Annotated in this window: 23 protein-coding genes and 2 pseudogenes; 13 read left to right on the top strand and 12 right to left on the bottom strand. The window is 59.6% G+C overall.

Annotated features, from left to right (window positions below; genetic code table 11):
* Window positions 1-579: pseudogene (locus GA0061102_RS33000) on the top strand (beta strand repeat-containing protein); the annotation flags it as partial.
* Between the two features lie 187 nt (window positions 580-766).
* Here the strand turns inward: GA0061102_RS33000 and GA0061102_RS24660 are convergent.
* A complete protein-coding gene (locus GA0061102_RS24660; protein ID WP_092854088.1) occupies window positions 767-1,693 on the bottom strand; it encodes a LysR family transcriptional regulator in 927 nt (308 codons plus the stop codon).
* 133 nt (window positions 1,694-1,826) lie between these two features.
* Between GA0061102_RS24660 and GA0061102_RS24655 the strand changes: the two genes are divergently transcribed.
* The 7 genes and pseudogenes from GA0061102_RS24655 to gfa all read left to right on the top strand — a co-directional run bounded on the left by GA0061102_RS24655 (window position 1,827) and on the right by gfa (window position 8,381).
* Window positions 1,827-2,864, top strand: coding sequence for an aromatic ring-hydroxylating dioxygenase subunit alpha (locus GA0061102_RS24655; protein ID WP_092854086.1), 1,038 nt, complete (start codon window positions 1,827-1,829; stop codon window positions 2,862-2,864).
* A gap of 168 nt (window positions 2,865-3,032) precedes the next feature.
* Window positions 3,033-4,037, top strand: a pseudogene (locus GA0061102_RS33665) (DUF2817 domain-containing protein); the annotation flags it as partial.
* 153 nt (window positions 4,038-4,190) lie between these two features.
* Entirely contained in the window at window positions 4,191-5,000 is an 810-nt protein-coding gene (locus GA0061102_RS33660) for an ABC transporter ATP-binding protein (RefSeq protein WP_280949841.1), read from the top strand.
* Between the two features lie 74 nt (window positions 5,001-5,074).
* A complete protein-coding gene (locus GA0061102_RS24645; RefSeq protein WP_092854082.1) occupies window positions 5,075-5,872 on the top strand; it encodes a transporter substrate-binding domain-containing protein in 798 nt (265 codons plus the stop codon).
* A 167-nt stretch (window positions 5,873-6,039) separates the two neighbouring features.
* Window positions 6,040-6,747: an ABC transporter permease gene (locus tag GA0061102_RS24640; protein ID WP_092854080.1), complete on the top strand. Its 708-nt coding sequence runs from the start codon at window positions 6,040-6,042 to the stop codon at window positions 6,745-6,747.
* A 4-nt stretch (window positions 6,748-6,751) separates the two neighbouring features.
* The gene (locus tag GA0061102_RS24635; protein WP_092854078.1) at window positions 6,752-7,438 is read left to right on the top strand and encodes an ABC transporter permease; all 687 of its coding nucleotides are present in this window, start codon (window positions 6,752-6,754) and stop codon (window positions 7,436-7,438) included.
* A 367-nt stretch (window positions 7,439-7,805) separates the two neighbouring features.
* Window positions 7,806-8,381 carry an S-(hydroxymethyl)glutathione synthase gene (gene gfa, locus GA0061102_RS24630; RefSeq protein ID WP_092854076.1) on the top strand — a complete coding sequence of 192 codons (576 nt, stop codon included), beginning with the start codon at window positions 7,806-7,808 and terminating at the stop codon, window positions 8,379-8,381.
* Window positions 8,382-8,452: 71 nt separating this feature from the next.
* On the opposite strand, the gene GA0061102_RS24625 is transcribed toward gfa, so the two are convergent.
* From GA0061102_RS24625 to GA0061102_RS24615, 3 genes are read right to left on the bottom strand one after another with little or no spacing between them, the layout of a single operon-like run.
* The gene (locus GA0061102_RS24625; RefSeq protein WP_092854094.1) at window positions 8,453-9,874 is read right to left on the bottom strand and encodes an FAD-binding oxidoreductase; all 1,422 of its coding nucleotides are present in this window, start codon (window positions 9,872-9,874) and stop codon (window positions 8,453-8,455) included.
* On the bottom strand, window positions 9,874-10,992 hold the full coding sequence (gene hisC / locus GA0061102_RS24620; protein WP_092854074.1) for a histidinol-phosphate transaminase: 1,119 nt from the start codon (window positions 10,990-10,992) through the stop codon (window positions 9,874-9,876). The genes GA0061102_RS24625 and hisC overlap by 1 nt, the downstream gene beginning before the upstream one ends.
* Before the next feature lie 42 nt (window positions 10,993-11,034).
* A complete protein-coding gene (locus tag GA0061102_RS24615; protein ID WP_092854072.1) occupies window positions 11,035-12,144 on the bottom strand; it encodes an FAD-binding oxidoreductase in 1,110 nt (369 codons plus the stop codon).
* A 570-nt stretch (window positions 12,145-12,714) separates the two neighbouring features.
* Between GA0061102_RS24615 and GA0061102_RS24605 the strand changes: the two genes are divergently transcribed.
* From GA0061102_RS24605 to GA0061102_RS24595, 3 genes are all read left to right on the top strand, one after another.
* On the top strand, window positions 12,715-13,644 hold the full coding sequence (locus GA0061102_RS24605; protein ID WP_092854068.1) for an AraC family transcriptional regulator: 930 nt from the start codon (window positions 12,715-12,717) through the stop codon (window positions 13,642-13,644).
* Between the two features lie 158 nt (window positions 13,645-13,802).
* The gene (locus tag GA0061102_RS24600; RefSeq protein WP_092854067.1) at window positions 13,803-14,552 is read left to right on the top strand and encodes an SDR family oxidoreductase; all 750 of its coding nucleotides are present in this window, start codon (window positions 13,803-13,805) and stop codon (window positions 14,550-14,552) included.
* A 64-nt stretch (window positions 14,553-14,616) separates the two neighbouring features.
* On the top strand, window positions 14,617-15,162 hold the full coding sequence (locus tag GA0061102_RS24595) for a flavin reductase family protein (RefSeq protein ID WP_092854066.1): 546 nt from the start codon (window positions 14,617-14,619) through the stop codon (window positions 15,160-15,162).
* Window positions 15,163-15,168: 6 nt separating this feature from the next.
* On the opposite strand, the gene GA0061102_RS24590 is transcribed toward GA0061102_RS24595, so the two are convergent.
* Window positions 15,169-15,438 (bottom strand): hypothetical protein, encoded by a 270-nt coding sequence (locus GA0061102_RS24590; RefSeq protein ID WP_092854065.1) that lies wholly within the window; start codon window positions 15,436-15,438, stop codon window positions 15,169-15,171.
* A 101-nt stretch (window positions 15,439-15,539) separates the two neighbouring features.
* On the opposite strand from GA0061102_RS24590, the gene GA0061102_RS24585 reads away from it, so the two are divergent.
* Window positions 15,540-15,740: a hypothetical protein gene (locus GA0061102_RS24585; protein ID WP_139115103.1), complete on the top strand. Its 201-nt coding sequence runs from the start codon at window positions 15,540-15,542 to the stop codon at window positions 15,738-15,740.
* A gap of 70 nt (window positions 15,741-15,810) precedes the next feature.
* On the opposite strand, the gene GA0061102_RS24580 is transcribed toward GA0061102_RS24585, so the two are convergent.
* The gene (locus tag GA0061102_RS24580; RefSeq protein WP_092854063.1) at window positions 15,811-16,407 is read right to left on the bottom strand and encodes an NADPH-dependent F420 reductase; all 597 of its coding nucleotides are present in this window, start codon (window positions 16,405-16,407) and stop codon (window positions 15,811-15,813) included.
* A 37-nt stretch (window positions 16,408-16,444) separates the two neighbouring features.
* The gene (locus GA0061102_RS24575) at window positions 16,445-17,350 is read right to left on the bottom strand and encodes a pirin family protein (protein ID WP_092854062.1); all 906 of its coding nucleotides are present in this window, start codon (window positions 17,348-17,350) and stop codon (window positions 16,445-16,447) included.
* Window positions 17,351-17,480: 130 nt separating this feature from the next.
* Here GA0061102_RS24575 and GA0061102_RS24570 point away from each other — a divergent pair, with 130 nt between their 5' ends.
* Entirely contained in the window at window positions 17,481-18,407 is a 927-nt protein-coding gene (locus GA0061102_RS24570; RefSeq protein ID WP_092854061.1) for a LysR family transcriptional regulator, read from the top strand.
* Window positions 18,408-18,413: 6 nt separating this feature from the next.
* Here the strand turns inward: GA0061102_RS24570 and GA0061102_RS24565 are convergent, their stop codons facing one another.
* The 5 genes from GA0061102_RS24565 to wrbA all read right to left on the bottom strand — a co-directional run bounded on the left by GA0061102_RS24565 (window position 18,414) and on the right by wrbA (window position 22,107).
* Window positions 18,414-19,358 carry a quinone oxidoreductase family protein gene (locus GA0061102_RS24565; protein WP_092854060.1) on the bottom strand — a complete coding sequence of 315 codons (945 nt, stop codon included), beginning with the start codon at window positions 19,356-19,358 and terminating at the stop codon, window positions 18,414-18,416.
* Between the two features lie 20 nt (window positions 19,359-19,378).
* A complete protein-coding gene (locus tag GA0061102_RS24560; RefSeq protein ID WP_092854059.1) occupies window positions 19,379-20,155 on the bottom strand; it encodes an SDR family oxidoreductase in 777 nt (258 codons plus the stop codon).
* A gap of 24 nt (window positions 20,156-20,179) precedes the next feature.
* Window positions 20,180-20,617 carry an ester cyclase gene (locus tag GA0061102_RS24555; protein WP_092854058.1) on the bottom strand — a complete coding sequence of 146 codons (438 nt, stop codon included), beginning with the start codon at window positions 20,615-20,617 and terminating at the stop codon, window positions 20,180-20,182.
* Window positions 20,618-20,641: 24 nt separating this feature from the next.
* Window positions 20,642-21,409 carry an SDR family NAD(P)-dependent oxidoreductase gene (locus GA0061102_RS24550; RefSeq protein WP_092854057.1) on the bottom strand — a complete coding sequence of 256 codons (768 nt, stop codon included), beginning with the start codon at window positions 21,407-21,409 and terminating at the stop codon, window positions 20,642-20,644.
* 98 nt (window positions 21,410-21,507) lie between these two features.
* Window positions 21,508-22,107, bottom strand: coding sequence for an NAD(P)H:quinone oxidoreductase (gene wrbA / locus GA0061102_RS24545; protein ID WP_092854056.1), 600 nt, complete (start codon window positions 22,105-22,107; stop codon window positions 21,508-21,510).
* Between the last annotated feature and the right edge of the window lie 174 nt (window positions 22,108-22,281).

The raw sequence follows: 22,281 nt of genomic DNA, 5'->3' as shown, positions 1-22,281 counted from the left end.
CTTTCGACGGCCGACATCGCCGCCATCAATACCCCGGCTCTCGGCGGTCTGTCGACGGCCAATGTTGCCGCCCTGTCGTCCGACCAGGCTGCAGCCCTGACCACGGCTCAGGTCGCAGCCCTGAAGACCACCCAGGTCCATGCGCTCACCTCGACACAGGTCGGTGCATTGACCACGGCTCAGGTCGCTACCCTCAATGCGACACAGGTTGCAGCTCTGACCACCGACAATGTCGCGGGTCTTTCGACCACGCAAATCGGCGCTCTCACATCGAAGTCTGTCACCGGTCTGTCGACCGCCCAGGTCGGTGCTTTGAGCTCCGCTCAGGTCGGGGCTCTGAGCACGGCACAGACCGCTGCTTTGAATTCGAGCCAGATCGGTGCTTTGTCGACAGCCGACATTGCGGCCTTCTCAACATCCGACATCGCCGCCATCAGCACGACCGCACTCGGTGGTCTCTCGACAACGGATATCGGGAGCATGTCGAGCGACCAGGTGCACGCCATTACGGCGACGCAGCTGCAAGCCATGAACACAGATCAAGTCTCTGCGGTCATTGCGGCTTATCACGCGAGCTAATGGCTGTGGCACGATAACTATCGTGCGATCAGTCACAAGCGAAATACAAAAATATTCACGACGCTCGCAAGGCGTCGTGAATTTCATATGGGGAACCGGCCAGCGCAATCGTGATACATCTCGACGGAGCCAGGACTCCTTTTCGCTGATGTTGATGGCGGCCTCGTCGAGGCACCACTTATTGCGTCTAAACAACAGAATTGGATTTTGGGGCCGATCGGACGGATTGTTTCTTTGCGATGGACATGACCCAGGTGTGAAACTCTTTCCCATAGGGTTTCTCGAGTGCTGCTCGGTCCCAGGCAAGGTAATAGCTTTCCGGCAATGGCATGCGAATGTCATAGGGAACGACGAGCGTACCGGCGTTCAGCTCGTCCTCGATCATCGACACCTGTCCGAGGACGAAGCCGTGGCCGTTCACCGCCGCGTCGATCGCATTGCTCGACAATGCGAAGAAAAGGCCGGAGGGCTTATCATTGCAGGCGGCGCCGACGAGCTGTGCCCATTCACTCCATTGCGGCGGGCGGCTGTAATGTGATTCCCACTCGATGTTCAACAAGGGAAAGGTGAGGATATCCGCAGGGGCATTCAGCTTGTGCATTCCAAGCAGCCGTGGCGAACAGGCAGGGACCACCCAATCGGTGTAAAGCACGGTGAAGTGGGTGTGAACCTCCGCCCTTTTTCCGTAAGTGATGCGGAAATCACTTTGGCCATCGGCCATTCTCGGCTCTTCGTCTTTTCCAATGATTCTGACATTGGCGTCCGGGTGGAGGACCTTCCACTCGAAGATCTTTCGGCCGATCCATTTGTTGACCACTGAGCTCAGAGCGGTGAGGACGATACCACTCTGGCTGCGGGCACGTTCGAGCACCTCGACGGAGTGCGTCAGCTGGGCGAATCCCACGGCAATTTCCTTGTGAAGAAGAACACCCCATGAGGTCATCTCGACGCGTCGTCCTATTCGCTCCAGGAGCGTAACGCCTAGACACTCCTCCAACTTTCGTACCTGTTGGCTGACGGCACTCGGCGTCACGCCCAGTTCTTTTGCAGCGGTGGTCATGGTTCCGCAGCGACCAACTGCTTCAAATGCCTGCAAGGCGTGAAGTGGGGGCATAGTCACGTTCAAGGATCTCCATTCCAAGCATCTAGTTTAGATTATCTAAACTAGAACGTAATGGCGAGGCGCTTGTGGCCGCTGTTCCCAACGAAAATACTTCACCTTGTCGAGCAAGGAACAGGAGGCCTCAATGTTTCTCAAGAATGCCTGGTATGTCGCTACCTGGGATTACGAAATCTGTCGCGAACTCAAGTCGGTCACAATGCTTGGCGAGAATCTTGTTCTCTACCGGCGGCAGGACGGCAAGATCGCTGCGCTGGAGGATGCCTGTCCTCATCGTAAACTGCCGCTATCTATGGGGCGAATTAAGGGAGATGACGTCGAATGCGGCTATCATGGACTGACGTTCGACTGTTCCGGCACCTGTACGCGCGTCCCAGGGGCAGAGCGTATCCCTCATGTGGCCCGCGTTCGCTCCTATCCTGTCGAAGAGCGGTACGGGCTCGTTTGGGTCTGGATGGGAGAGGCCGAGAAGGCCGATCCGGCTGATATCTTTCACGTCGAACATTTCGACGACCCGGCTTGGGGCGTCAATCGCGGCGAGTCGATGACGCTCAACTGCAATTACCTCTACATGACTGACAATCTTCTCGATCCGTCGCATGTCGCCTGGGTGCATCAAAGCTCGTTTGCAAGTTCTGCCTGCGAGGAAACGCCGCTGGAAACCACCGTGAAGAGCGATGGTGTCACGGTCTGGCGCTGGATGCTGGATTCGGACCCGGCGCCTTTCTATGCGCCCTTCCTGCAGTTCGAAGGCAAATGTGATCGCAAGCAGCATTATGAAGTTCGCTATCCGAGCAATGCGATCATCAAGGCAATTTTCACACCGTCCGGGGCCGGCGGCGAAGGGCGGGATCTGCCGTCGAATACCTTCCTCATGGACAGCTATAATTTCATGACGCCGGTGGATGAGAACCGCACCAAATATTACTGGTTTCAGATGCGCAACTTTGCTCCCGATGATGCGGATGTGTCGGCGCGATTTGCCAAATCCGTGCGGGGTGCCTTTGAGGAAGACCGTGTTGTGCTCGAGGCGGTTCATCACGGTATCGCAACTATGCAGACCCCGAACCTGGACCTCAAGATCGATGTCGGGCCACTCCGCTTTCGCCGCAGGCTGGCGCAAATGATTGAAGGCGAGGGCGCCAACCGCGTTGCTGCGGAATGACTCGGGACGCGCAACAGCGCCGTGCAGGTGCCTAGCGAATGCCGTCTCGGCTCGCAAAATAACCTCACAATGGCTTTGGCCTGTCGAGACGCACAATAAAAATCTTGGGAACAAAAAAGAGAATGACGGACCTGGTCCGTCGTCCACTCAAAGTGGGAGTACCATCTGATGCGCCATATCCGGCAGGCTGAGCTTTACTCAGTGAGCTATGGAGTATTGCGGCAACGGTTCCTGGCCGCGGCCCGGCGAGCCAATGCGACATTGTTTGAATATCAGCACCCTCTCCATGGACCGGATGGGGAAGGTCTCTTCACGGATGTCGCGCATCTGGGCGAGCGGAACGCATCGAAGATGCTCGTTATCATCTCCGGCACGCATGGGGTGGAGGGCCAATTCGGTTCGGCCTGTCAGGCCGAGTGGCTGTCGGCAAACTGTCCGTGGCAACTGCCGAAAGACACTGCAATTCTGTTCGTCCACCTGATCAACCCTTGGGGAACTGCCTGGAGCAGACGGGTCAACGAAGACAATGTCGATCTCAATCGGAACTTTATCGATTGGGACGGTAGCGTTCCGCGAAATGAAAAATACGCTGAACTTCATCAGGCGCTTGTTTGTGCCGAATGGGTCGGACCGAAACGGGATCGAGCCGAGGAGCTGTTTGCCCAAGCGAAAAAGTCCTTGGGCGGGCATGCCGGGATAGCCGCAATCGTCAATGCGGGGCAGTACGAATTTCCCGAGGGAATGTTCTACGGTGGCGACGGTCCCGTTTGGTCGAACCGCACGCTCAACGACATTCTGCGCACGTTTTCCCAGCAGGCTTCGGATGTGATCGTTTTCGACCTGCATACGGGTGCCGGACCCTATGGCTATCCGGCGCTCCTATCGGTGGCGGAAGTTGATCACGATGGTTTGCGGTGGGGAAAGAGCATTTATGGGCCGGCGCTCTCGATCGTAAAGACGGGAATTGCTGCCACGACTGATACCGGTATTGCTGCCACCGCAACCGGCTATGTGTCAGCGGCAGTGCGCAAGGCTTTGCCTCAAAGCCGCGTGATGCCTCTTGTCATCGAGTGCGGAACTCTAGAAGGGTCCGTCGTCATGGACGCGGTGCAGGCCGACAATTGGCTGCATCTCTATGGTTCCGTCGCATCACCGCTCGGACAGAAGATCAAGGATACCTTGAGAGCAGCATTCATCCCGCAAGATCCGGAATGGCAACGCAACTGTCTGGCAACAAGCCTTCGCTATTTCGATCGTGCCTTGACGGAACTGAACGCCATCGGTCGTCCGACTTCAGGCAGCGAGCCGGCGGTGGCCAATACAGCGGTGCCCGAATGGCCGCCGGCGGTTCCCGTAAAGGCCAAGAGGAACGAGCGGCCGGCCGTCGAAGTTCACGATTTGCATAAGAGCTTCGGTACGCACGAGGTTTTGACCGGTGTCGGACTGACCGCCGATCCGGGCGAGGTCGTATCGATGATCGGTTCGTCGGGATCGGGAAAAAGCACGTTTCTGCGCTGTATTAACCTTCTCGAACAGCCCAGCAGGGGCCGCATCGTCGTCGACGGCGAAGAGATACGCATGAAGGCCCTCGGGGGCGGTAGATCCATACCCGCAGACATGCGTCAGGTGGAGCGCATTCGCGCTCGTGTCGGAATGGTCTTCCAGAATTTCAATCTCTGGCCGCATATGTCGGTCCTCGAGAACATCATAGAGGCGCCCGTGCATGTGCTCGGCGAGCGGCGCTCCGATGCCGTGGATCACGCGCATCAACTCCTGAAGAAAGTCGGGCTCTCCGAGAAGCATGCTCAATATCCCGGGCAGCTTTCCGGCGGACAGCAACAGCGTGCCGCCATTGCGCGAACGCTGGCGATGAAGCCGAAAGTGATCCTGCTCGATGAGCCGACGTCGGCGCTTGATCCGGAACTCGTCGGTGAAGTGCTTCGGGTGATCCGCCAACTGGCGGAAGAAGGCAACACCATGATCCTCGTGACGCACGAGATGCAGTTCGCGCGCGAGGTATCGCACAAGATTCTCTTCCTGCACCAAGGAAAAGTGGAGGAGGAGAGTACCCCAGCAGAGTTGTTCAGCAATCCGCGATCGGAACGCCTACGCCAGTTCCTATCGCGGACACTATGACCGGCGGCTGATCCAAATTGCCGGGTCGAAGCCCGGCAAATACCCAAACGAAAAATCAATAAGGGGAATTGCAGATGAATTTCAAAGTCCTGTCACTCATCGCGTTGCTCGCCGGTTTTGCCGGCAGCGCCTGCGCGGCCGAAGGGGAATTGTCCATCGGAACCGAAGGTGCCTATCCTCCGTGGAGCATGGCCGATGCCGCTGGAAACGTCACCGGCTTCGATGCTGATGTCGGCAACCTGCTTTGCACCAAGCTGCAGATGAAATGCCATTTCGTCGTGCAGGCCTTTGATGGCCTCATACCGGCGCTGAAGGCAAAGCGTTTCGATGTCATCATTTCCGGAATGTCGATTACCGCGGATCGCAAGAAGGAAATCAACTTTTCCGTCGGATATGCCGATCTCGCCAATATGTTCGTCGTGCCGAAAACATCTGATCTGGCCGGCATCAAGGATGTCGACAGCCTCCTGAAGGCGCTGGATGGCAAGACGGTTGGCGTGCAGACGGGAACGACGCACGCGCACTTCATCGAGAAGCGCGTGCCGAAGGCCAACCTGAAAACATATGACACACTCGACAATTTGCAGATCGATCTCGCCAGCGGTCGCGTCGACGCGGCTTTTGCGGATGCATCGGCACTGCAGGATTTCCTGGCCAAGCCGGACGGCAAGGATTTTCAGTTTGTCGATGTGAAGATCCCGGGCAAGTTCGATCCGTCGCTTGGTGAAGGTCTCGGTGTCGGCATTGCCAAGGAAAATACCGATCTGAAGGCCAAGATCGACAAGGCGCTTTGCGCATTGGTGGCCGATGGTTCCATCGGCAAGGCAAGCAAGAAATGGTTCAAGTCTGATATTTCCCGGCCTTGCGACTAACGGATGCCTAGCCTCGCACTCGCTTAAAGTGCGAGGCGTTCGCCTTGCCTTCGTTCACGCTCAATGGCGATAGAGCGTGAAGGTCCGCACTATCCAGACATGCTGCAGCATTCCCCAGATCCAAATTGGTCTTGGGGGCTGCTCGGCGCAATTCTAAGGCAGATCCAATGGATTTTGGTCTCATGCAAGTTTGGCAGAATGGCTGGGTGACAGCTATTCTGCAGGGAGCTGCAATCACGATAGCAGTCGGCATCGTCAGCATGATGGCCGGCATCGGCATCGGGGTCGTCTGCGGCGTCGTCAAATGGGCGAGGATCTTCCCTTTGACGCTTGTGATCGATGTCTACACCTCGATCGTGCGAGGGGTGCCGGAGCTGCTTATCATTTACCTGCTGTTCTTCTCGTCGGTTGAATTCGTGACGAAGGTCGCGTCGGCATTCGGCTATGCCGGTCTGGCGGACAGCGGATATGCGTTCATCATCGCTGTCGTCGCAATCGGCACCATTTCCGGCGCCTATTCCACCGAGGTCATCCGCGGCGCGCTGGCATCAATTCCAAGCGGTCATATCGAGGCTGCTCGCGCGCTCGGTATTCCCGGCCGCCGTATCTTCAGGCGAATAATCGTGCCGCAGATGCTACGGATAGCGATCCCCGGCATGAACAATATATGGCAGACAACCATTAAAGATACTGCACTCGTATCCGTTGTTGGGCTGCAGGAGTTGATGCGGATTGCGTTTATCGGCGCCGGAACTACGCGACATCCGCTGATTTTCTTTCTGATTGCTGCCGTCGTGTACCTACTGATCACGGTGGTTAGTCAGACGGGGTTCAACTCCGCCGAGCGCTTCCTCCAGCTCCGATCAAGGAAGTAAGCCGATGGATTTCGAATTGATTCAACAGACTGTTCCGGTGCTTGCACGCGGGCTTTTGACGACAGCTGTCCTTACCGTCGTGTCGGTATTGATCGGCTTCAACCTCGGCCTTGGCCTGGCGCTGATGCGCTTGTCCGAAAACAGATTTCTTGCGGCCTTCGCAAGATATTACAGCATGGCCTTCCGTGGGACGCCGCTTTTGGTGCAGTTGTTTCTGTTTTATTATGGCCTTGCACAGCTGCCATTTGTAAGAGGCAATGCCATCGCCTGGTGGGTGATAGGCGATGCCACGCGCTGCGCTGTCATGGCACTGGCGCTCAATACGGCCGCCTATACCTCGGAGATCCTGCGAGGCGGGCTGATGTCAATACCGGCGGGTCTCAAAGAAGCTGCGAAAGCCGGCGGCATGTCGCCATTGCTGCGCTTTCGCCGCATCGAGTTTCCGCTGGCAATCCGGCAGGCGCTGCCCGCCTATGGCAACGAACTCGTTCTGGTCGTTAAAGGAACGAGTCTGGCCTCGACGATTACCGTTCTTGAAATCACCGGATATGCCAAGCGCTTGATGAGCCAAACCTACGCGATCTTTGAGATTTTCGCGATCGCCGGCGCTATTTACCTCGTCATCAACCTCATTCTCATCGCGCTCGTCCGGACACTCGAGCGCCATTTGATGCGGCACGAAGGACGTTGATGGGCGTCGAGGAACCGTTTTGGGGCCATTGACCTGATACGCTGAGGATAGGAAAGGGACCCCGGGGAGAGTGTCGAGGGTCTGTGATTTACTGACAACCGGATGTTGCTCAGCGTGACGAAAAGCGCTCCGAACAATGCTAAGGTTCGCTTACGATATACCCGCCGCTACGTCTCATCCGCACTGGCGCTCCATTCAGCGACCATGTGCGAGAATTCTGGGGCGCTACGCTCCGCACATTTTATTGCGACTTTCACGCCAGATGGTCGCGAGGTGCGGCTCGGCTGGCCGCAATGGCCCCGTACAATCCTGTCGCTCGCACCAGAGACTTTGCCTGAAGAAATGACATCGAAACGGAGGAAATATGATGTCCCATGCTATCTCCATCCACCCGGCTATCGACAACGGCATCGCGCCGGAGAGCGCCGATTTTGCTGGCGGGACGCTTATCTGTGCCTGCGCCGCCCATCCTGTGAAAATCCGTATCAAGGGGCAGGTGGCTCACAACCACGCCTGCGGCTGCACCAAGTGCTGGAAGCCCGAAGGCGCCAATTTCTCAGTCGTTGCCGTCACGCCCACCGAGAATGTCACCGTGCTTGAAGGTGACGCCAAGCTCAAGGTCGTCGATGCAAACGCCCTGATCCAACGTCACGCCTGCCAGGAGTGCGGGGTGCATATGTACGGCCCCGTCGAGCGGGATCACGCTTTCAAGGGCCTGTCCTTCATTCATCCCGAGCGGTTCGAAGAAAAGGGCTGGGCCGCACCCGGCTTTGCCGCATTTGTCTCGTCGATCATCGAAGCTGGCTTCGCGCCGGCGCAGATGGGGGCCGTGCGTGCAAGGTTGAAGGAAGTGGGGCTGGAGCCCTATGATTGCCTGTCACCGGGCCTGATGGACTATGTTGCGACCTGGACCGCAAAGAAGAACGGTGTTCTGGCGGATTGACCGGATCGGCTAAGCAACTCTTTTTCCTCGCCGCGCCTTCGCAAGGAGGCGCGGTTTTTTTAATCCGCCGGCTATCCGGTCACTTTGCGCGGATTGAGGATGGAAGCGGCATCGATGGCGGCTCTTATTTGCTTCATGAAAGCAAACTTTGTCGGATCGGCCGTTTCGCGGAGAGAGTGAACCCTCTTCGACCCAATGCCGTGTTCCGCCGAGAAGGATCCTCCGATAGCCGCGATCCCGCCGTAAAGCACGGCCTCCACCGCGGCCGTCTTTTCAGGCGGCATGTTTGCGGCTGAAGCATTCAACACAATGTGCAGGTTACCGTCAGCGAGATGGCCGAAGACATAAGGATCGAACTGTGGGTCGATACGATGCAGCTCGGACAGGCAGCGGCGCAAATAGCTGTCTATCTCCGATAGCGGCACGGATATGTCGTAAGAGGGAGCGCCGGCATGCTTGCGATAAATGAGATCGGTATCCTCCCTCAACCTCCACAGCTGTGCCTCCTGTGCCTGAGACGCGGCGACCACCGCCGAGATCTCAGGGTATTTTTCCGCCACCTTCTCATAGATCTGTGCCAGCTCCATCTGAAGCTGTTCCTCGTCGCCACCGCCGAGTGAAATCAGCAGGTTGACGGGATGATTGGGGTCATAATCGACCGCAGACCAAAGGTGTTCGCTCGAGGTGAGCTGAAAATAAGACCTCCAGATCGCTTCGGCGGCGCGCAAATGACCGTGATGAACGGCAAGGCCGGAATTTGTGACGTCGAGCGCTGCCGCGACTGACGGCAGGCCGAAGAGGGCGGTCGCGGTCGCGGCAGGCAGCGGTTCCAATTTAAGGGCTATTCGCGTCACGATGCCCAGCGTTCCCTCCGCGCCGATAAACAGGTGCTTGAGATCATATCCCGCCGCGTTCTTCACTACCCGCGTCAGGTCGGAATAGATCGAGCCGTCCGGCAGCACGGCTTCCATTCCCAGAACCCGATGACGCATGACGCCATATCGAAAGGCGGATATGCCGCCGGCATTTGTCGATACCATGCCGCCAATGGTCGCCGAGCCTCGTGAGGGCAAATCGATTCCGGGCTCAAGCCGGTGTTCGGCGGATGCTGCTTGCAGCGATTGCAACGTCACGCCGGCTTCGACAACCGCGACCCGCTCGATCGGGGAAAGCTGGACAATGCGGTTCAGCCGGCTGGTCGAAAGAACGAGTTGCCCAGGCGACGAGAGCCCACCACCGACAAGTCCTGTTCGCCCGCCCTGTGTGATGATCGGCACACGATGGGCAAGCGCACATCTCACGATCGCCGCAATCTCCTCTGTGGAAGCAGGAAGGACAACAGCCGTTGCACCGAGATTTCCCGCAGCGACGCCGTAATCCAGAGCCGCAATCGCTTCGCCTTCCTTCAAGTTGCCAGCGCCGACAATCTGGCGAATTTCACCAAGGAAGGAAGATGATAGCGCCGTCGGTCCCTCGATCGTTGCTCCGCTCATCATGCGGTTCTCGCTTCAGGATGTTTTGCCTTCAGCAGCCTCAAGGCATCGAGAAAGCGATCATTGTCGATGGGCAGACCGATCGTAACGCGGATGAACGTTTCGAATCCCGGCTCTTTCCAGGGCTTCACAATGATCCCATGCGACAGGAAATGATCGAATGCAGTGGCGCTGTCGCAACCGGCGTCGATGAAGAGAAAGTTCGTCTGCGATTCCGGTGCGAACAGGCGGAGGGAGTGGACTTTATGGGCCATGCGATCGCGTTCCGCGGTAACCTTGGCCACCGAATGACGCATCCAGCCCTCGTCTCCAAGTGCTGCCACCGCTGCAAGCTGCGCGGCTGCATTGACGTTGAAGGGTGTCTTGGCGGATGAGATCGCCTGCGCCAATCGTTCGTCGGACGCTGTGGCATAGCCGACGCGCAGCCCGGCCAAGCCATAGGCCTTTGAGAATGTTCGAAGCACGACATGGGAAATTCCACTGCCTGATAGCAATTGCAGGCCGTCCGGCGTCTTCGCGTCGCAAAACTCGAAATAGGCCTCGTCCAATACCAGCAGCGTTTCCCTGGGTGTTGCGGCGATGAGACGGGAAAGGCCGTCTCTATCAAGTGCCGGACCAACGGGATTGGAGGGGGAGGAGAGAAAGAAGATCGACGGCTTTTTTCGCAGCGCATCGATGAGAGCCTCGATATCGAATTTGAGGTCTTCCGTCATCGATACCTTGACGACTTTTGCACCATTTGCCCGTGCTTCGATTTCATGAAGCCCGAAACCGGGCGATACCGTCATGACGGTGGAAAAGGGCCGCAATACCGCTCGGCAAACGGCTGCGATCATCTCCTCCGAGCCGTTGCCGACCACAATACGGCTTGTGGCGATGTCTAGCTTTTTGCCGAGAGCATTGCGCAGAGCGGTACAGGCCGGATCGGCGTATCGGGAGGGATCCAGCTGCGCCAACGCGGTTGCTACATCAGGTGAACACCCATGCGGGTTCTCATTGCTGGCAAGGGCTGCGATATCGGTAAGGCCGGTTCTATTCCGCGCAACCGCAATATTCATACCAGCATTGTAGGGCGGCAGTTCGGCGACGTTCGGATTGAGTCGGAGCATACTGATCACTATTCCATAGAATTGAGAGATGAATTTCGGGTCGATTTCGGCTCAGAGATCAAGAACGATCGAGCTCACAGGCTTGGTACAACAGAGGAGAACCCGGCCCGGTGGCACGTCATCGAGAGGTTCTTCGACATAGTCCACCTCTCCAGAAACCAGGCCCTGGAGACAGCTTCCGCAGACGCCTGCCCGGCAGGAAAACGACGGCTCGATGCCTTGAGCTTCAAGGAAACTCAGTAACGATACCGAAGACCCATCCCATGCGAACTTCGCCTCCGATTTTTGCAGGGTGATTTCGATGCCGTTGTCGGTCGCATCGCTTACGGGCTCGGGGATGGGTGTATCTGCGGCGGGCGTGTCTCGTTGCTGAGACGGTGATAGCAGCGACGAAGGTCCGAAAAACTCGTAGGCAATTCTTTTGCCGTCGACGCCGAGGGACGACAGCAGATCATACATTGCCTGCATGAAGGGCGGTGGCCCGCACATGTAGACTTCACAATCGTCGAGCGGCAGCAGCTTTTGCAGCGTTTCCCGCGCGATAAATCCCGTCGAATGGAAGCGGCCCTGTCGTACATCGTCGTCGCTGGGAAAGCGGTAGCAATAGTGAAGGTGAATACCGGCCCTGCTGGCCGCCAAAACTTCGACTTCTTTGTCGAGCGCATGGACGGCTCCGCCGTCGCAGGCATGTATGAACCAGACCGGACGATTGCTTTCCGTCGCCAGCACTTGCAGCATCGAGACCGTCGGGGTTAGGCCGACGCCACCGGACAAGAGGATGACAGGTCTGTTGCTGGCTTTATTGAGTTTGAAGGCGCCGCGTGGACCGGCAATGTTGACGATCGCACCCTCTTCAACCGTGTCATGCAGCCAGCACGATGCCAAGCCGTCGGGCGCGCCTGGCGTCGGGGCAGCCTCTCTCTTTACGGTAATGCGATACTTACCTTCATCGCTGGGCGCCGACGAGACCGTATAGTTGCGGACGACGTATCCGCCGGTCAGCGGCTGCGGAACCTGAATGGTGAGAAACTGCCCGGCCTCGAAAGGTTGCCAATGCTGGCGATCCAGAGGGGCCAGATGAAAGGACGTGATGGTTGAGCTTTCACGCACCTTTGCGACGACTTTGAAGGGGCGGAACCGGGCATCCAAGTCAGCCGACATATGTTTCACTATCCTTTTGATTGCTGCTCATGGCGCGGTGCGCTCCGTCTGCCACCGTCTGCGATCGAGCGCGCAGCGGAGGTTTGAAGATGCAGTCGATTTCATGGCCGACGGGATCGGCAGGCAAGCCACCTTGGCAACGCTCGTCGCGAGCGCATGCAACGGAATGAGATGGTTCGAGCTGACAGTGTTCCATACGCTTTTGGTAAATCTCCACTCGCCCACCCCATGATGAAGCTCATTATTCGTGCCGTTCAGGAACTGACAATCAGGCTGGCGTTGTGTTCTTTGTTAGAAAATCTAAATCTTGAGCCCCGTGTCTTTTGGACACGGTGGGCACTCGAACAGCCTCTCTATCAAGGAGAGATCACGGGTCTCTGCATTGCGAATGATTGTAGGCATAGGCCGGTATCCTCCACGGATGTTGAGATGGCATGGTAAGGGGGGCATTGCCGCATTGTAGACAAGCGGATTAAGCGGCGAAGCCTCGGTTCTTTCCTTTTCTGTGGCGCTGGATATCTTTGTTTCCAGCGCCACATTGGCGTGAGCCGCCGATGGGGGGACACGATCATGGCTTTGGACGAACCATCCGCCGGCCCGCCAATTCCCGGGCGGACCTCTCCCGTCGGGCTCGAAAACTATATTAGCGGAAACACGCTGGTCAGCGGCGATGGGCCGGCATGGAGAGACGTCTTCGTGCAGGTACTGTCGCGCCACCGCGTTCAGCATCCCTTCTTGGTGCCTGCTGTCGCCGAGCCGCTCATCGTCTGGATCATGTCCGGAAGTGCGGTCGTCGAAGAGCGGGATCTTGGCGGCGAGTGGATGGCAAACCGCGTTGAGGTTGGCGATTTCTTCCTGACATGCTCGCCCGTTCCCTATGAAATGCGCTGGCAAGCCGAGGGCGATCAGCCCTTCCGCGTGATGCACCTCTATGTCTCCGTGCCGCTGTTTGAGCGGGTGGTCGAAGCGATGTTCGGCAAGGACGGCGGGAACGTGACGTTGAGGGACGTCTCCGGCGGCCGCGACACGACGCTCTCACATATCCTGAGCCTTCTCCACGAGGAACTGGCGGCCGATGGCGGAGGCAGCCCGCTTTATGTCGAAGGGCTGGCGCAGTGCCTTGCCGTCCATCTCGTGCGCCACTACGCGATCGTCGATACCGAGATGCGTCAACAAAACGCCTTACCCGGCGCAAAGCTCAGGCGGGCGATCGCCTTCATGGAGGACCGGCTGGACGAACCGTTCGACCTCGGCCGCCTGGCGCAGGAGGTCGGCATCAGCGAATTTCATTTCAGCCGGTTGTTCAAGAAAGCGACCGGCTTTCCCCCCTCCCACTATTTCATCCGGCAACGGGTGGCCAAGGCCCAACAACTGCTGCAGGAAACCGACACCAGCATCATCGAGATCGGCCTGACGGTCGGCTATTCCAGCCCCAGCCACTTCGCTCAGATTTTCCGCCGCGAAACGGGCCTTTCGCCAAGCGACTATCGCAGGGGCTAGGCTGCAGGCGGCCCGTCAGCAGCGATTGGAGCAAAATCCCGACAGCCTCGGCAAGCCGCCGAGAGAGGAAAACGCCCTGGTTTTATAGATTTCTCCTTGTCGAAAGCGAACACCTCTCCGCTTCCGGAGCGGGTTTGCAAGCAACAAGGAGACAGATCATGACGAACATAAACGGTAAAGTCGCGCTGGTAACCGGCGCATCGAGCGGCATCGGCGCGGCAACGGCGCTTGCGCTCGCCGGAGCCGGTGTGAAGGTCGGCATCGCCGCCCGGCGCACCGATCGGCTGGAAGAACTGAAGGCCGAGATCACGAAAAAGGGCGGCGAAGCGCTCGTCATCGAGATGGATGTGGTCGACCCGGCCTCCGTCGAAGCCGGTGTCAAGACGCTGGTCGATGCCTATGGCGCGATCGACATTCTCTTTAACAATGCCGGCCTGATGCCGCTTTCCGACATCGACCAGTTCAAGACCTCCGAATGGCTTCGCATGGTCGACGTCAACGTGAAGGGCCTGCTGAACACGACGGCGGCCGTGCTGCCGCAGATGATCAAACAGCACTCCGGCCACATCTTCAACACGTCATCGATCGCCGGCCGCAAGGTGTTCAAGGGGCTGTCGGTCTATTGCGCGACGAAGCATGCCGTGACCGCCTTCTCCGACGGGCTGCGCATGGAGGTCGGCCAGAAGCACAATATCCGCGTCACCTGCATCCAGCCGGGCGCGGTTGCGACCGAACTCTACGACCAGATCACGGACCCCGGCTACCGCCAGCAGATGGACGATCTCGCCAAACAGATGACTTTCCTGCAAAGCGCCGACATTGCCGAGACCATCCTGTTCGCCGCGCAGGCGCCGGCCCACGTCAACGTTGCCGAACTCTTCGTCCTGCCGGTCGAACAAGGCTGGTAACCCTATCGTTAGACATCGCCCTTCCTGTCCAGGATGGGGAGGGCGACGATCAAGGAGTTTTCCCATGAAGGAAGTACCGGCCTCCGGGGCCTTTCGCCAGCTCGAACCAGGTCCGATCGTGCTCGTGACGACCAGCCACCAGGGCAAGCCCAACATTATGACGATGGGCTTCCACATGATGATCCAGCACGAGCCGCCGCTGATCGGCTGCGTGATCGGGCCCTGGGATCACAGCTACAGTGCGCTCAGGTCGACCGGCGAATGCGTCATTGCCATCCCGACCATCGATCTTACAAGGACGGTCGTCGATATCGGCAATTGCTCAGGCGATACCGTCGACAAATTTGAACGCTTCGGCCTGACGCTACAGCCGGCCCGCAGCGTCGCCGCACCCCTGATCGGCGAATGCCTTGCCAACATCGAATGCAGGGTCGTCGATACCGTAGACGCCTACAACCTCTTCATTCTCGAAGCCGAACGGCTGTGGGTCGACACGGACCGCAAAGAGCGGCGAACCCTGCATCACCGCGGCGACGGCGTCTTTGCCGCCGATGGCGACGTGCTCGATTTCAGCGAGCGCATGGAAAAATGGCGTCACCTTCCACGGTGATGCCCGTCATCTTCCCTGCAACTGCAGAGCGGGGAAGCACTCCCGGCAATGATCTGGCGCGAACTCCGCACTGGTATTGCCGAGAGCGGCTACCATGGGCGTTGCCTCCGCATTGGTGTCGTTGGTCGAGCGGTGAAAATTGGTCACGAGGACGAGCAGCAGGACAACAATTGCGGCAAGCGCTTCCACTAGGGAAAGGCGCCGGTGCTGGCGACAACCATATTCGGCCTTTGCGATGTCCCGGAAGCCGGGATGGAGATTGTCACAATCGGACATGAGGTTTCCTTCCAAGTAGGGATCAGGGGACGAGCACCATCGGACCGCCGCTGCGGCGTTCGAGAATGTCGGCATGCGCGCGCCTCGGACAGCGGATATTTTTGAGCGCTGACCGTACCGAACACTCCGTTCCGCCAGGCTTCAAACACTTCGTCGGCGCCGGCTTGCAGGTTGTCCTTCGTTACATGCTGGCCAGTGCTGCCGCGCACGAGGCGGATGCCACGCCGATCAGGGCGATCGTCCCGCCATCGCGGATCGTGCTCAGCGTAGCGGTAAAGGTCGCTGCGCCCACCAGTTCGTAGACGATGTCGACGCCGTTGGGCGACAGGGGGTCGAAGATCGGACGTGGGAATCGATGGCCGAGGGGCCGCGTCAGCTCTTCTTGATCAGGTTGACGGCGACCAACGGACCACCGAACTGCTGCACAGGCGCCGCGGCCTTGAGGCTTCCGAGGTTCAAGGCGGCAAAGCCAAGCATCTCGACAAGACCCGCGACACTGGTGTTTGCGTCTTCATCGTTACCGGATAGCACGACGACCCTACGCCCCGACGCTTCGGCGGGATCCGCAGCCAGCACCGCGGCCGGGATCGTGTTGAAGGCCTTGACTACTTTCGCCCCGGGCAGAGCCTCGGCGACGATATCGCTCGAAAGCTTGCCACCGAGATCGGCGGGGCGGAATTCCGGGAACTTGATCGCATTCGTCGCGTCGACGACGATCGTGCCCGTCCAGTCCTTACGAATCTTCGCCAGATCAGGCACCGCCGTAAACGGCACGGCGAGGATGATGATATCCTGCGCGAGCGCGTCCGCGATGTCGGTGGGGACCACCGTTTTGCCGAATTTCGTTGCGGTGGCATCCAGCGATGCAGCACCGCGGCTGTTGGCCACCTTGACCGGTATGCCCTTCGACGAGAATTGCGTGAGGAGAGCCGAGCCGATCGCGCCCGAGCCGATGATTGCGTAAGTCATGGTCGATTTCCTTTTGGGTTTGTTGGTTGGGGATAGGTTACGCTATGTTCGCCGGCCCAACGGGCAGCGGCGTGAACTCGGTTTCTCCCGGCACGCCCGGGAACACGCGGTTCCGCCAGTCGAGGGCCGCCTGCTCGATGCGTTCGCGGCGGCTCGACACGAAGTTCCAGAAGATGTGTCGCTTCTCGGCAAGCGGTTCGCCGCCCAGCAACATCAGCCGCGCAGGCCCGATCGCCTTGAGGATGATTTCCGCGCCGGGTTTGAAGACGATCAGCTGGTCCGTGGTAAACCGTTCGTCCTGCCCGGAAACTTCAATGGTGCCGCTGACCACGAAGACAGCCCGCTCGATATGCTCGCCGTCGACGCGGAAGCGTGCGCCGGCGACAAGCGCCACGTCGGCATTGAACAGGTCGGAGAAGGTTCTTGTTGGCGCGCGCCGGCCGTGCAGCGAGCCGGCGACCAGGCGCATATCGATGCCTTCGCCTTCGATGCGCGGCAGGTCCCCTGTGCCAAAATGCTGGAAGCCGGGGTCGGTTTCCTCGTGGCTGACCGGCAGCGCCACCCAGCTTTGAAAGCCGAACAAACGTCCTCCCGTTTCCCGCAGCGTATCGCTGCTGCGCTCGGAATGAACGATGCCTCGGCCTGCGGTCATCACGTTCACCTCGCCGGGTCTGATCGCCTGGACGTAATTCTCGCTGTCGCGATGGATGATCTCGCCGTCGATCAGATAGCTGATCGTCGCAAGGCCGATATGCGGATGCGGCCGGGAATCGATGCCGGCACCGGGGCCGAAGGTCACAGGCCCGAAACTGTCCAGGAAGATGAAGGGGCCAACGGATCGCCGCAGCGGCGAGGGCAGTGCGCGTTTTACCGAAAAACCACCGAGATCGCGCGTCGCCGGAAGGATGATCTGTTCGATGCGGGCATTCGAGGCGAATGTCATTTCAAAACTCCTTCAACGATCCCGGCTCGGCCGGAAGGCGAGGGGATGTTGCTGTCGAGCTGCAAATTACCGCTGGTGGCTTGCGGAAAAAACTGACATAAATTGGACGAAAACGTTCGAGGAAATAGATATGCAGAATCCCGGCGTGCCGACCCTTGACCAGCTCAAGGTGTTTCTTACGGTGGTGGATGTCGGGAGTTTTGCCGGGGCAGCGCGCAAGCTGGGGCGTGCCACCTCGGTCATCAGCTATTCGATCGCCAATCTGGAAGCGCAACTCGGCGTTTCCCTGTTCGATCGCGACACGACGAAGAAGCCGCAGCTGACCACGGAGGGGCGAACGGTGCTGGCGGAGGCGCGGATCGTCTCGAACGGCGTCAATGGGCTGCGGGCGAAAGTACGGGCCATGCTCGAAGGGGTGGAGCCGGAAATCCATGTCGCGCTGGATGTCATGCTGCCCGCCTCGCGCGTAACCGATGCGTTGAAAGCCTTCAGCGAAGCCTTCCCCTCCGTGACGCTGCATCTCTATGTTGAGGCTTTGGGCGCGGTCACGCAAATGGTGCTGAACCGTGGGGCGGTGATCGGCATCAGCGGCCCGCTCGACATCGAGGTCGATGGATTGGAGCGGATCGGCGCCGGCTTCGTCCACCTCATTCCGGTGGCCGCACCGTCTCATCCCTTGGCGAAGGCGGGAAAAAATCTCCCCGGGGCCGGGCGCGAACATGTGCAACTGGTGCTGACGGATCGCTCGACATTGACGCAAGGGTTCCAGCTCGGCGTCGTCAGCGCGCGCACCTGGCGGCTGGCCGACCTCGGCTCCAAGCATATGCTGCTGAAGGAGGGCATCGGCTGGGGCAACATGCCCGAGCCGATGGTGCGCGATGATATCCGGGCGGGCCGCCTCGTTCATCTCGACCTGCCCGATTGCAAGGGAGGGCCGTACCGGCTTCAGGCGGTGCATCGCACGGATGTCCCGCCCGGCCCTGCCGGCCGCTTCCTGATTTCGCATTTTGAGAAGCAGGCGGAAGACGATGACATGACCTATTCCAACCGGTGGTAGGCCGGGTCAGGGCATGACGAGAACATTCTTTTCCGCAGCCTCCCCTGTGGCGGTGCTGCGGTAGGCGTCGGCGGCCTGGTCGAAGCGCCATGGCCGCACCGGCGGTTTCTTGAAGGAAGCGCCGTCGAAGGCTACCTTCAGCTTGTCGAGAAGGCCGGCGATCTCTTCGCCGGTGAGCTTGGCGGTATCGACCCCCAGCAGTTTCGACCGGTTGTGGTAGAAATCGGCGAGATCGAACTCGACGCGTTTCTGTCCGACACTGGTAATGACAAGCTGGCGGCCGCCAAGCGCCAGCGATTTGAGCGCCGGCTCGAAGAGTGGCCCGCCGACCGCATCGAGCACGACATCCGCGCCTTTGCCCCAGGTCAAGGCGCGCACGGCCTCTGGCAGGTCCTTCTTTGAGATGTCGATGGTCTCATCGGCCTCGCTCACCGCTTTGCCTCTGGCTGCGACGATGGTGCGGGCACCGAGATGGCGGGCGATCTGTATGGCAGCACGTCCGACGGCGCCGAGGCCGCCAGTGATCAGCAGCGTCTCGCCCGCCTTCAGTGAGCCGACATCGACTAGCGCATGCCAGGCCGTGATGAAGGGCGCCCCGACCGCCGCGGCCTCGACCATAGACAGGCCGGCGGGCTTTTCAGAGAGCCAGCTTGCCGGAAGGACGACATATTCCGCATGTGCGCCGTCCCGGCGGAAACCGAAGCCGGCGCCGCTGCCCCATACGTCCTTCCCTGCAAGCACGCCCTCGACGACCACGCCGGCAAAATCGCGCCCCGGCGTGCGCGGAACCGATCCGCCGAACAGGCCGCTGACGATCTTGACGTCGCTCGGATTGATCGCCGCCGCGTGCACCTTGACCAGCACCTCGCCGGCATTGAGCGCGGGAACGGGGATGTCCCGGTGAACAAGCACATCCGGTGTGCCGAATTGTTCAAAACGAAGGGCTTTCATGGTCAAGAATCCTTTGCAGGTCAGAGGACCGCCAGCAGGCCGCCATCCACGAGAAGAGCGATGCCGGAGACGTAGCTGGAGAGGTCTGAGCCGAGATAGGCGACCGCGTCTCCGATCTCGGAAGGCTGACCGAGACGGCGTAGCGGCGTGCGCTTGCGAAACCCTTCCGATGCCTCGGCGATGCCAGGGCTGGTGCGCAGAAGCTCGGTATCGATGGTTCCGGGTGCCACGGCGTTGACGCGGATGCCGTCAGGGCCGAGCGCGTCGGCAAGCGATTTCGCCATCAGCACGACGCCGCCCTTGCTGGTGGAGTAGGCGACGGTGATGCCGGCGCCCGATATGCCGCCCATGCTGGCCATCAGCACGATGCTGCCGCCCTTGCCGTTCGCCTTCATCTGGCGGGCGGCAGCTTGCGCGCCGAACAGGGGGCCATCGAGATTGATCGACAGCAGCCGGTGGTAATCGTCTTCCGGCACATCCGCGCCATCCGTGCGCAGCGTGATGCCGGCATTGGCGACCATGACGTCGACGCCGCCGAATTCGGCCGATGCTTCGATAAGTGCATCATTGTCGGTGCGTTTGCTGACGTCGGTCTTCACGAAACGGGCGGCCGAACCGATCGCCTCGATTTCCTCGACCGTCGGCCGGCCGCCTTCGCGCGGCGCCTCGGTGATGTCGGCGACGATGACGGCTTTCGCCCCATGTTCGGCGGCGCGGATGGCGATGGCGCGGCCGATGCCGCTCGAAGCGCCGGTCACGACGATCACCTTGTTCTTCAGAATGTCACTCATGGCAATGGTCCTTCGGGATGAGGGGATGGCTCAGCCCTTCGGCTGAAGCTGGAGGCCGAGCTGGCCGACGAGCGAATAGAGGTTGGCGACGCCCCAGTGTTCCGTGATCTTGCCGTCGACGACGCGCATGGCATCGACCGTCTCGAACTGGATCGTCTTGCCTGTCGGTTCGATGCCGAGGAAGGTTCCCCGGTGGGTGCCGTAGTAGGTCTTGAAGGTTGTCACGAGGTTGCCTTCGGCCGTCTGCCAGTGGATGACCGCGTGGAAATCTGGAAAAGCCTTGCGCAGACCGGCATAGAGGCCGCGCACACCCTCCTTGTCCGGCACCATGTTCGGCTGCGGCGTGTGGTCGAGAAAATCCTCGGAAAAGACCTCGTCGAAGACGGCGAAATTGCCCTTTCCCTGCACCTCTTCGGTGTTCCGGCGAACCACTGCGATCGCCGCTTCGCTTTCTGCACTTCTGGTCATGGTCTTATCCTTCGATGTCAGGGGTTAAAGTTCGAAACCGCCGATGGTCATGCCGCCGTCGACGACGATCATCTGGCCGAAGACGTAGCTTGCGGCTGGGGAACTGAGCCACACGGCGACCTCGGCGAGTTCGCGCGGCTGGCCGCCCCGCTTGGCGGGGATAGCTTTTCGGGCAAGCTCGGCGAAGGCCGGGTTTTGGGCGCTGTTGGCCACCACCATCGGCGTTTCGGTCCAGCCGGGGGCAAGTGCGTTGACGCGGATGTTACGGCTGGCGTTCTCCATCGCCGCGACGCGTGTCAGGCCGTGGATGCCATGTTTGGAGGCGGCATAGGCACTCATGCCGCCCGGCCCGGTCAGTGCTGCGACGGAGGCCGTGTTGGTAATAGCGCCCGCACCCGTCTTCGCGATTAACGGGATCTCGTATTTCATGCCGAGGAAGACACTGCGCAGGTTGACGGTCAGCACCCGGTCGAAGTCCTCGGTCGGGTAGTCCTCAATGCGGTGAGTGCCGCCTGTGATGCCAGCATTGTTGAATGCCGCATCCAGCCGGCCGGCATCCTTTTCGATGCCCGCGAGAAAGGCTTTCATCTCCTCTTCGCTCGAAACGTCAACGCGGGCGATCTCGATCTTTCCCGCCGCTGCGATGTCCTTCGTTTCCTCAAGGCCGCTCCGGTTGAGGTCGGCCGCGAAAACATGCGCGCCGCGCTCGGCAAACAGCCTTGCCGCCTCCCGCCCGATCCCCGAGCCCGCGCCAGTGACCAGAACCACTTTGCCGTCGAAATCCGTAAGCATGGCTTCGCTCCTCGCCCGCGCCTGCGGGACGATGTTTCCGTTGCGATTTTCTTGGTAAGGTGGGGTAGGTCGGAGGCGTGAACCTCCGGCCGATCGGCTTAGCCGAAGACCTTGATGGCCGCGGCGGCCACAAGTTCGCCCTGATGGCGTGCGCCAGCGAGATCGATTTCGGTCGGCCGGCGCGATCCATCGCCGCCGGCCACCGTGGTGGCACCATAGGGTGCGCCTCCGACGATCTCGTCGGCGATCATCTGACCCTGGTGGCTATAGGGAAGGCCGACGATCATCATGCCGAAATGCAGGAGGTTGGTGATGATCGAGAACAGAGTGGTTTCCTGCCCGCCATGCTGCGTGGCGCTGGAAGCGAAGGCGCCGCCGATCTTGCCGTTCAGCGCGCCCCGCGCCCAAAGACCACCGGCCTGGTCGAGGAAGGCCGCCATCTGCGAGGTGATGCGGCCGAAACGGGTGCCGGTTCCGACGACGATGGCGTCATAATCCGCCAGTTCCGCGACGGTGGCGATCGGCGCTTGCTGGTCCAACTTGAAATGGTTGTTGCGGGCAATCTCCTCTGGAACTGTCTCGGGAACCCGCTTGACATCGACATGGGCTCCGGCTCTGCGGGCGCCCTCCGCGATGGCATAGGCCATCGTCTCGATATGTCCGTAGGTCGAATAATAGAGGACCAGTACCTTCGCCATTTTTGATCTCCGTTGGTTTGATGCAGTCGCCCTTGCGGCTTGGGAATAAGCTGTCATCAAACGGCTTGAGGGAACAGTCGAATAAAATGAGTGGTTATGGTCGAGAAAATCGAACGATACTGCGTGTATCGCGGCCGACCGATCGTTCGATTTTCTCGACCGTAATCCTCGAAT

Origin of the sequence: Martinezella miluonensis, from assembly GCF_900094545.1 — a bacterium.
Lineage (GTDB): Bacteria > Pseudomonadota > Alphaproteobacteria > Rhizobiales > Rhizobiaceae > Rhizobium > Rhizobium miluonense.
Note: the sequence above shows the minus strand (reverse complement) of the source record. Positions and strands in the feature narration are given on the sequence as shown.

Coding starts and splice junctions, on each gene's coding strand:
- GA0061102_RS24660 (WP_092854088.1), bottom strand. CDS start 1,693: ATGCCCCCACTTCACGCCTTGCAGGCATTTGAAGCAGTTGGTCGCTGC.
- GA0061102_RS24655 (WP_092854086.1), top strand. CDS start 1,827: ATGTTTCTCAAGAATGCCTGGTATGTCGCTACCTGGGATTACGAAATC.
- GA0061102_RS24645 (WP_092854082.1), top strand. CDS start 5,075: ATGAATTTCAAAGTCCTGTCACTCATCGCGTTGCTCGCCGGTTTTGCC.
- GA0061102_RS24640 (WP_092854080.1), top strand. CDS start 6,040: ATGGATTTTGGTCTCATGCAAGTTTGGCAGAATGGCTGGGTGACAGCT.
- GA0061102_RS24635 (WP_092854078.1), top strand. CDS start 6,752: ATGGATTTCGAATTGATTCAACAGACTGTTCCGGTGCTTGCACGCGGG.
- gfa (WP_092854076.1), top strand. CDS start 7,806: ATGTCCCATGCTATCTCCATCCACCCGGCTATCGACAACGGCATCGCG.
- GA0061102_RS24625 (WP_092854094.1), bottom strand. CDS start 9,874: ATGAGCGGAGCAACGATCGAGGGACCGACGGCGCTATCATCTTCCTTC.
- GA0061102_RS24615 (WP_092854072.1), bottom strand. CDS start 12,144: ATGTCGGCTGACTTGGATGCCCGGTTCCGCCCCTTCAAAGTCGTCGCA.
- GA0061102_RS24605 (WP_092854068.1), top strand. CDS start 12,715: ATGGCTTTGGACGAACCATCCGCCGGCCCGCCAATTCCCGGGCGGACC.
- GA0061102_RS24600 (WP_092854067.1), top strand. CDS start 13,803: ATGACGAACATAAACGGTAAAGTCGCGCTGGTAACCGGCGCATCGAGC.
- GA0061102_RS24595 (WP_092854066.1), top strand. CDS start 14,617: ATGAAGGAAGTACCGGCCTCCGGGGCCTTTCGCCAGCTCGAACCAGGT.
- GA0061102_RS24590 (WP_092854065.1), bottom strand. CDS start 15,438: ATGTCCGATTGTGACAATCTCCATCCCGGCTTCCGGGACATCGCAAAG.
- GA0061102_RS24580 (WP_092854063.1), bottom strand. CDS start 16,407: ATGACTTACGCAATCATCGGCTCGGGCGCGATCGGCTCGGCTCTCCTC.
- GA0061102_RS24575 (WP_092854062.1), bottom strand. CDS start 17,350: ATGACATTCGCCTCGAATGCCCGCATCGAACAGATCATCCTTCCGGCG.
- GA0061102_RS24570 (WP_092854061.1), top strand. CDS start 17,481: ATGCAGAATCCCGGCGTGCCGACCCTTGACCAGCTCAAGGTGTTTCTT.
- GA0061102_RS24565 (WP_092854060.1), bottom strand. CDS start 19,358: ATGAAAGCCCTTCGTTTTGAACAATTCGGCACACCGGATGTGCTTGTT.
- GA0061102_RS24555 (WP_092854058.1), bottom strand. CDS start 20,617: ATGACCAGAAGTGCAGAAAGCGAAGCGGCGATCGCAGTGGTTCGCCGG.
- GA0061102_RS24550 (WP_092854057.1), bottom strand. CDS start 21,409: ATGCTTACGGATTTCGACGGCAAAGTGGTTCTGGTCACTGGCGCGGGC.
- wrbA (WP_092854056.1), bottom strand. CDS start 22,107: ATGGCGAAGGTACTGGTCCTCTATTATTCGACCTACGGACATATCGAG.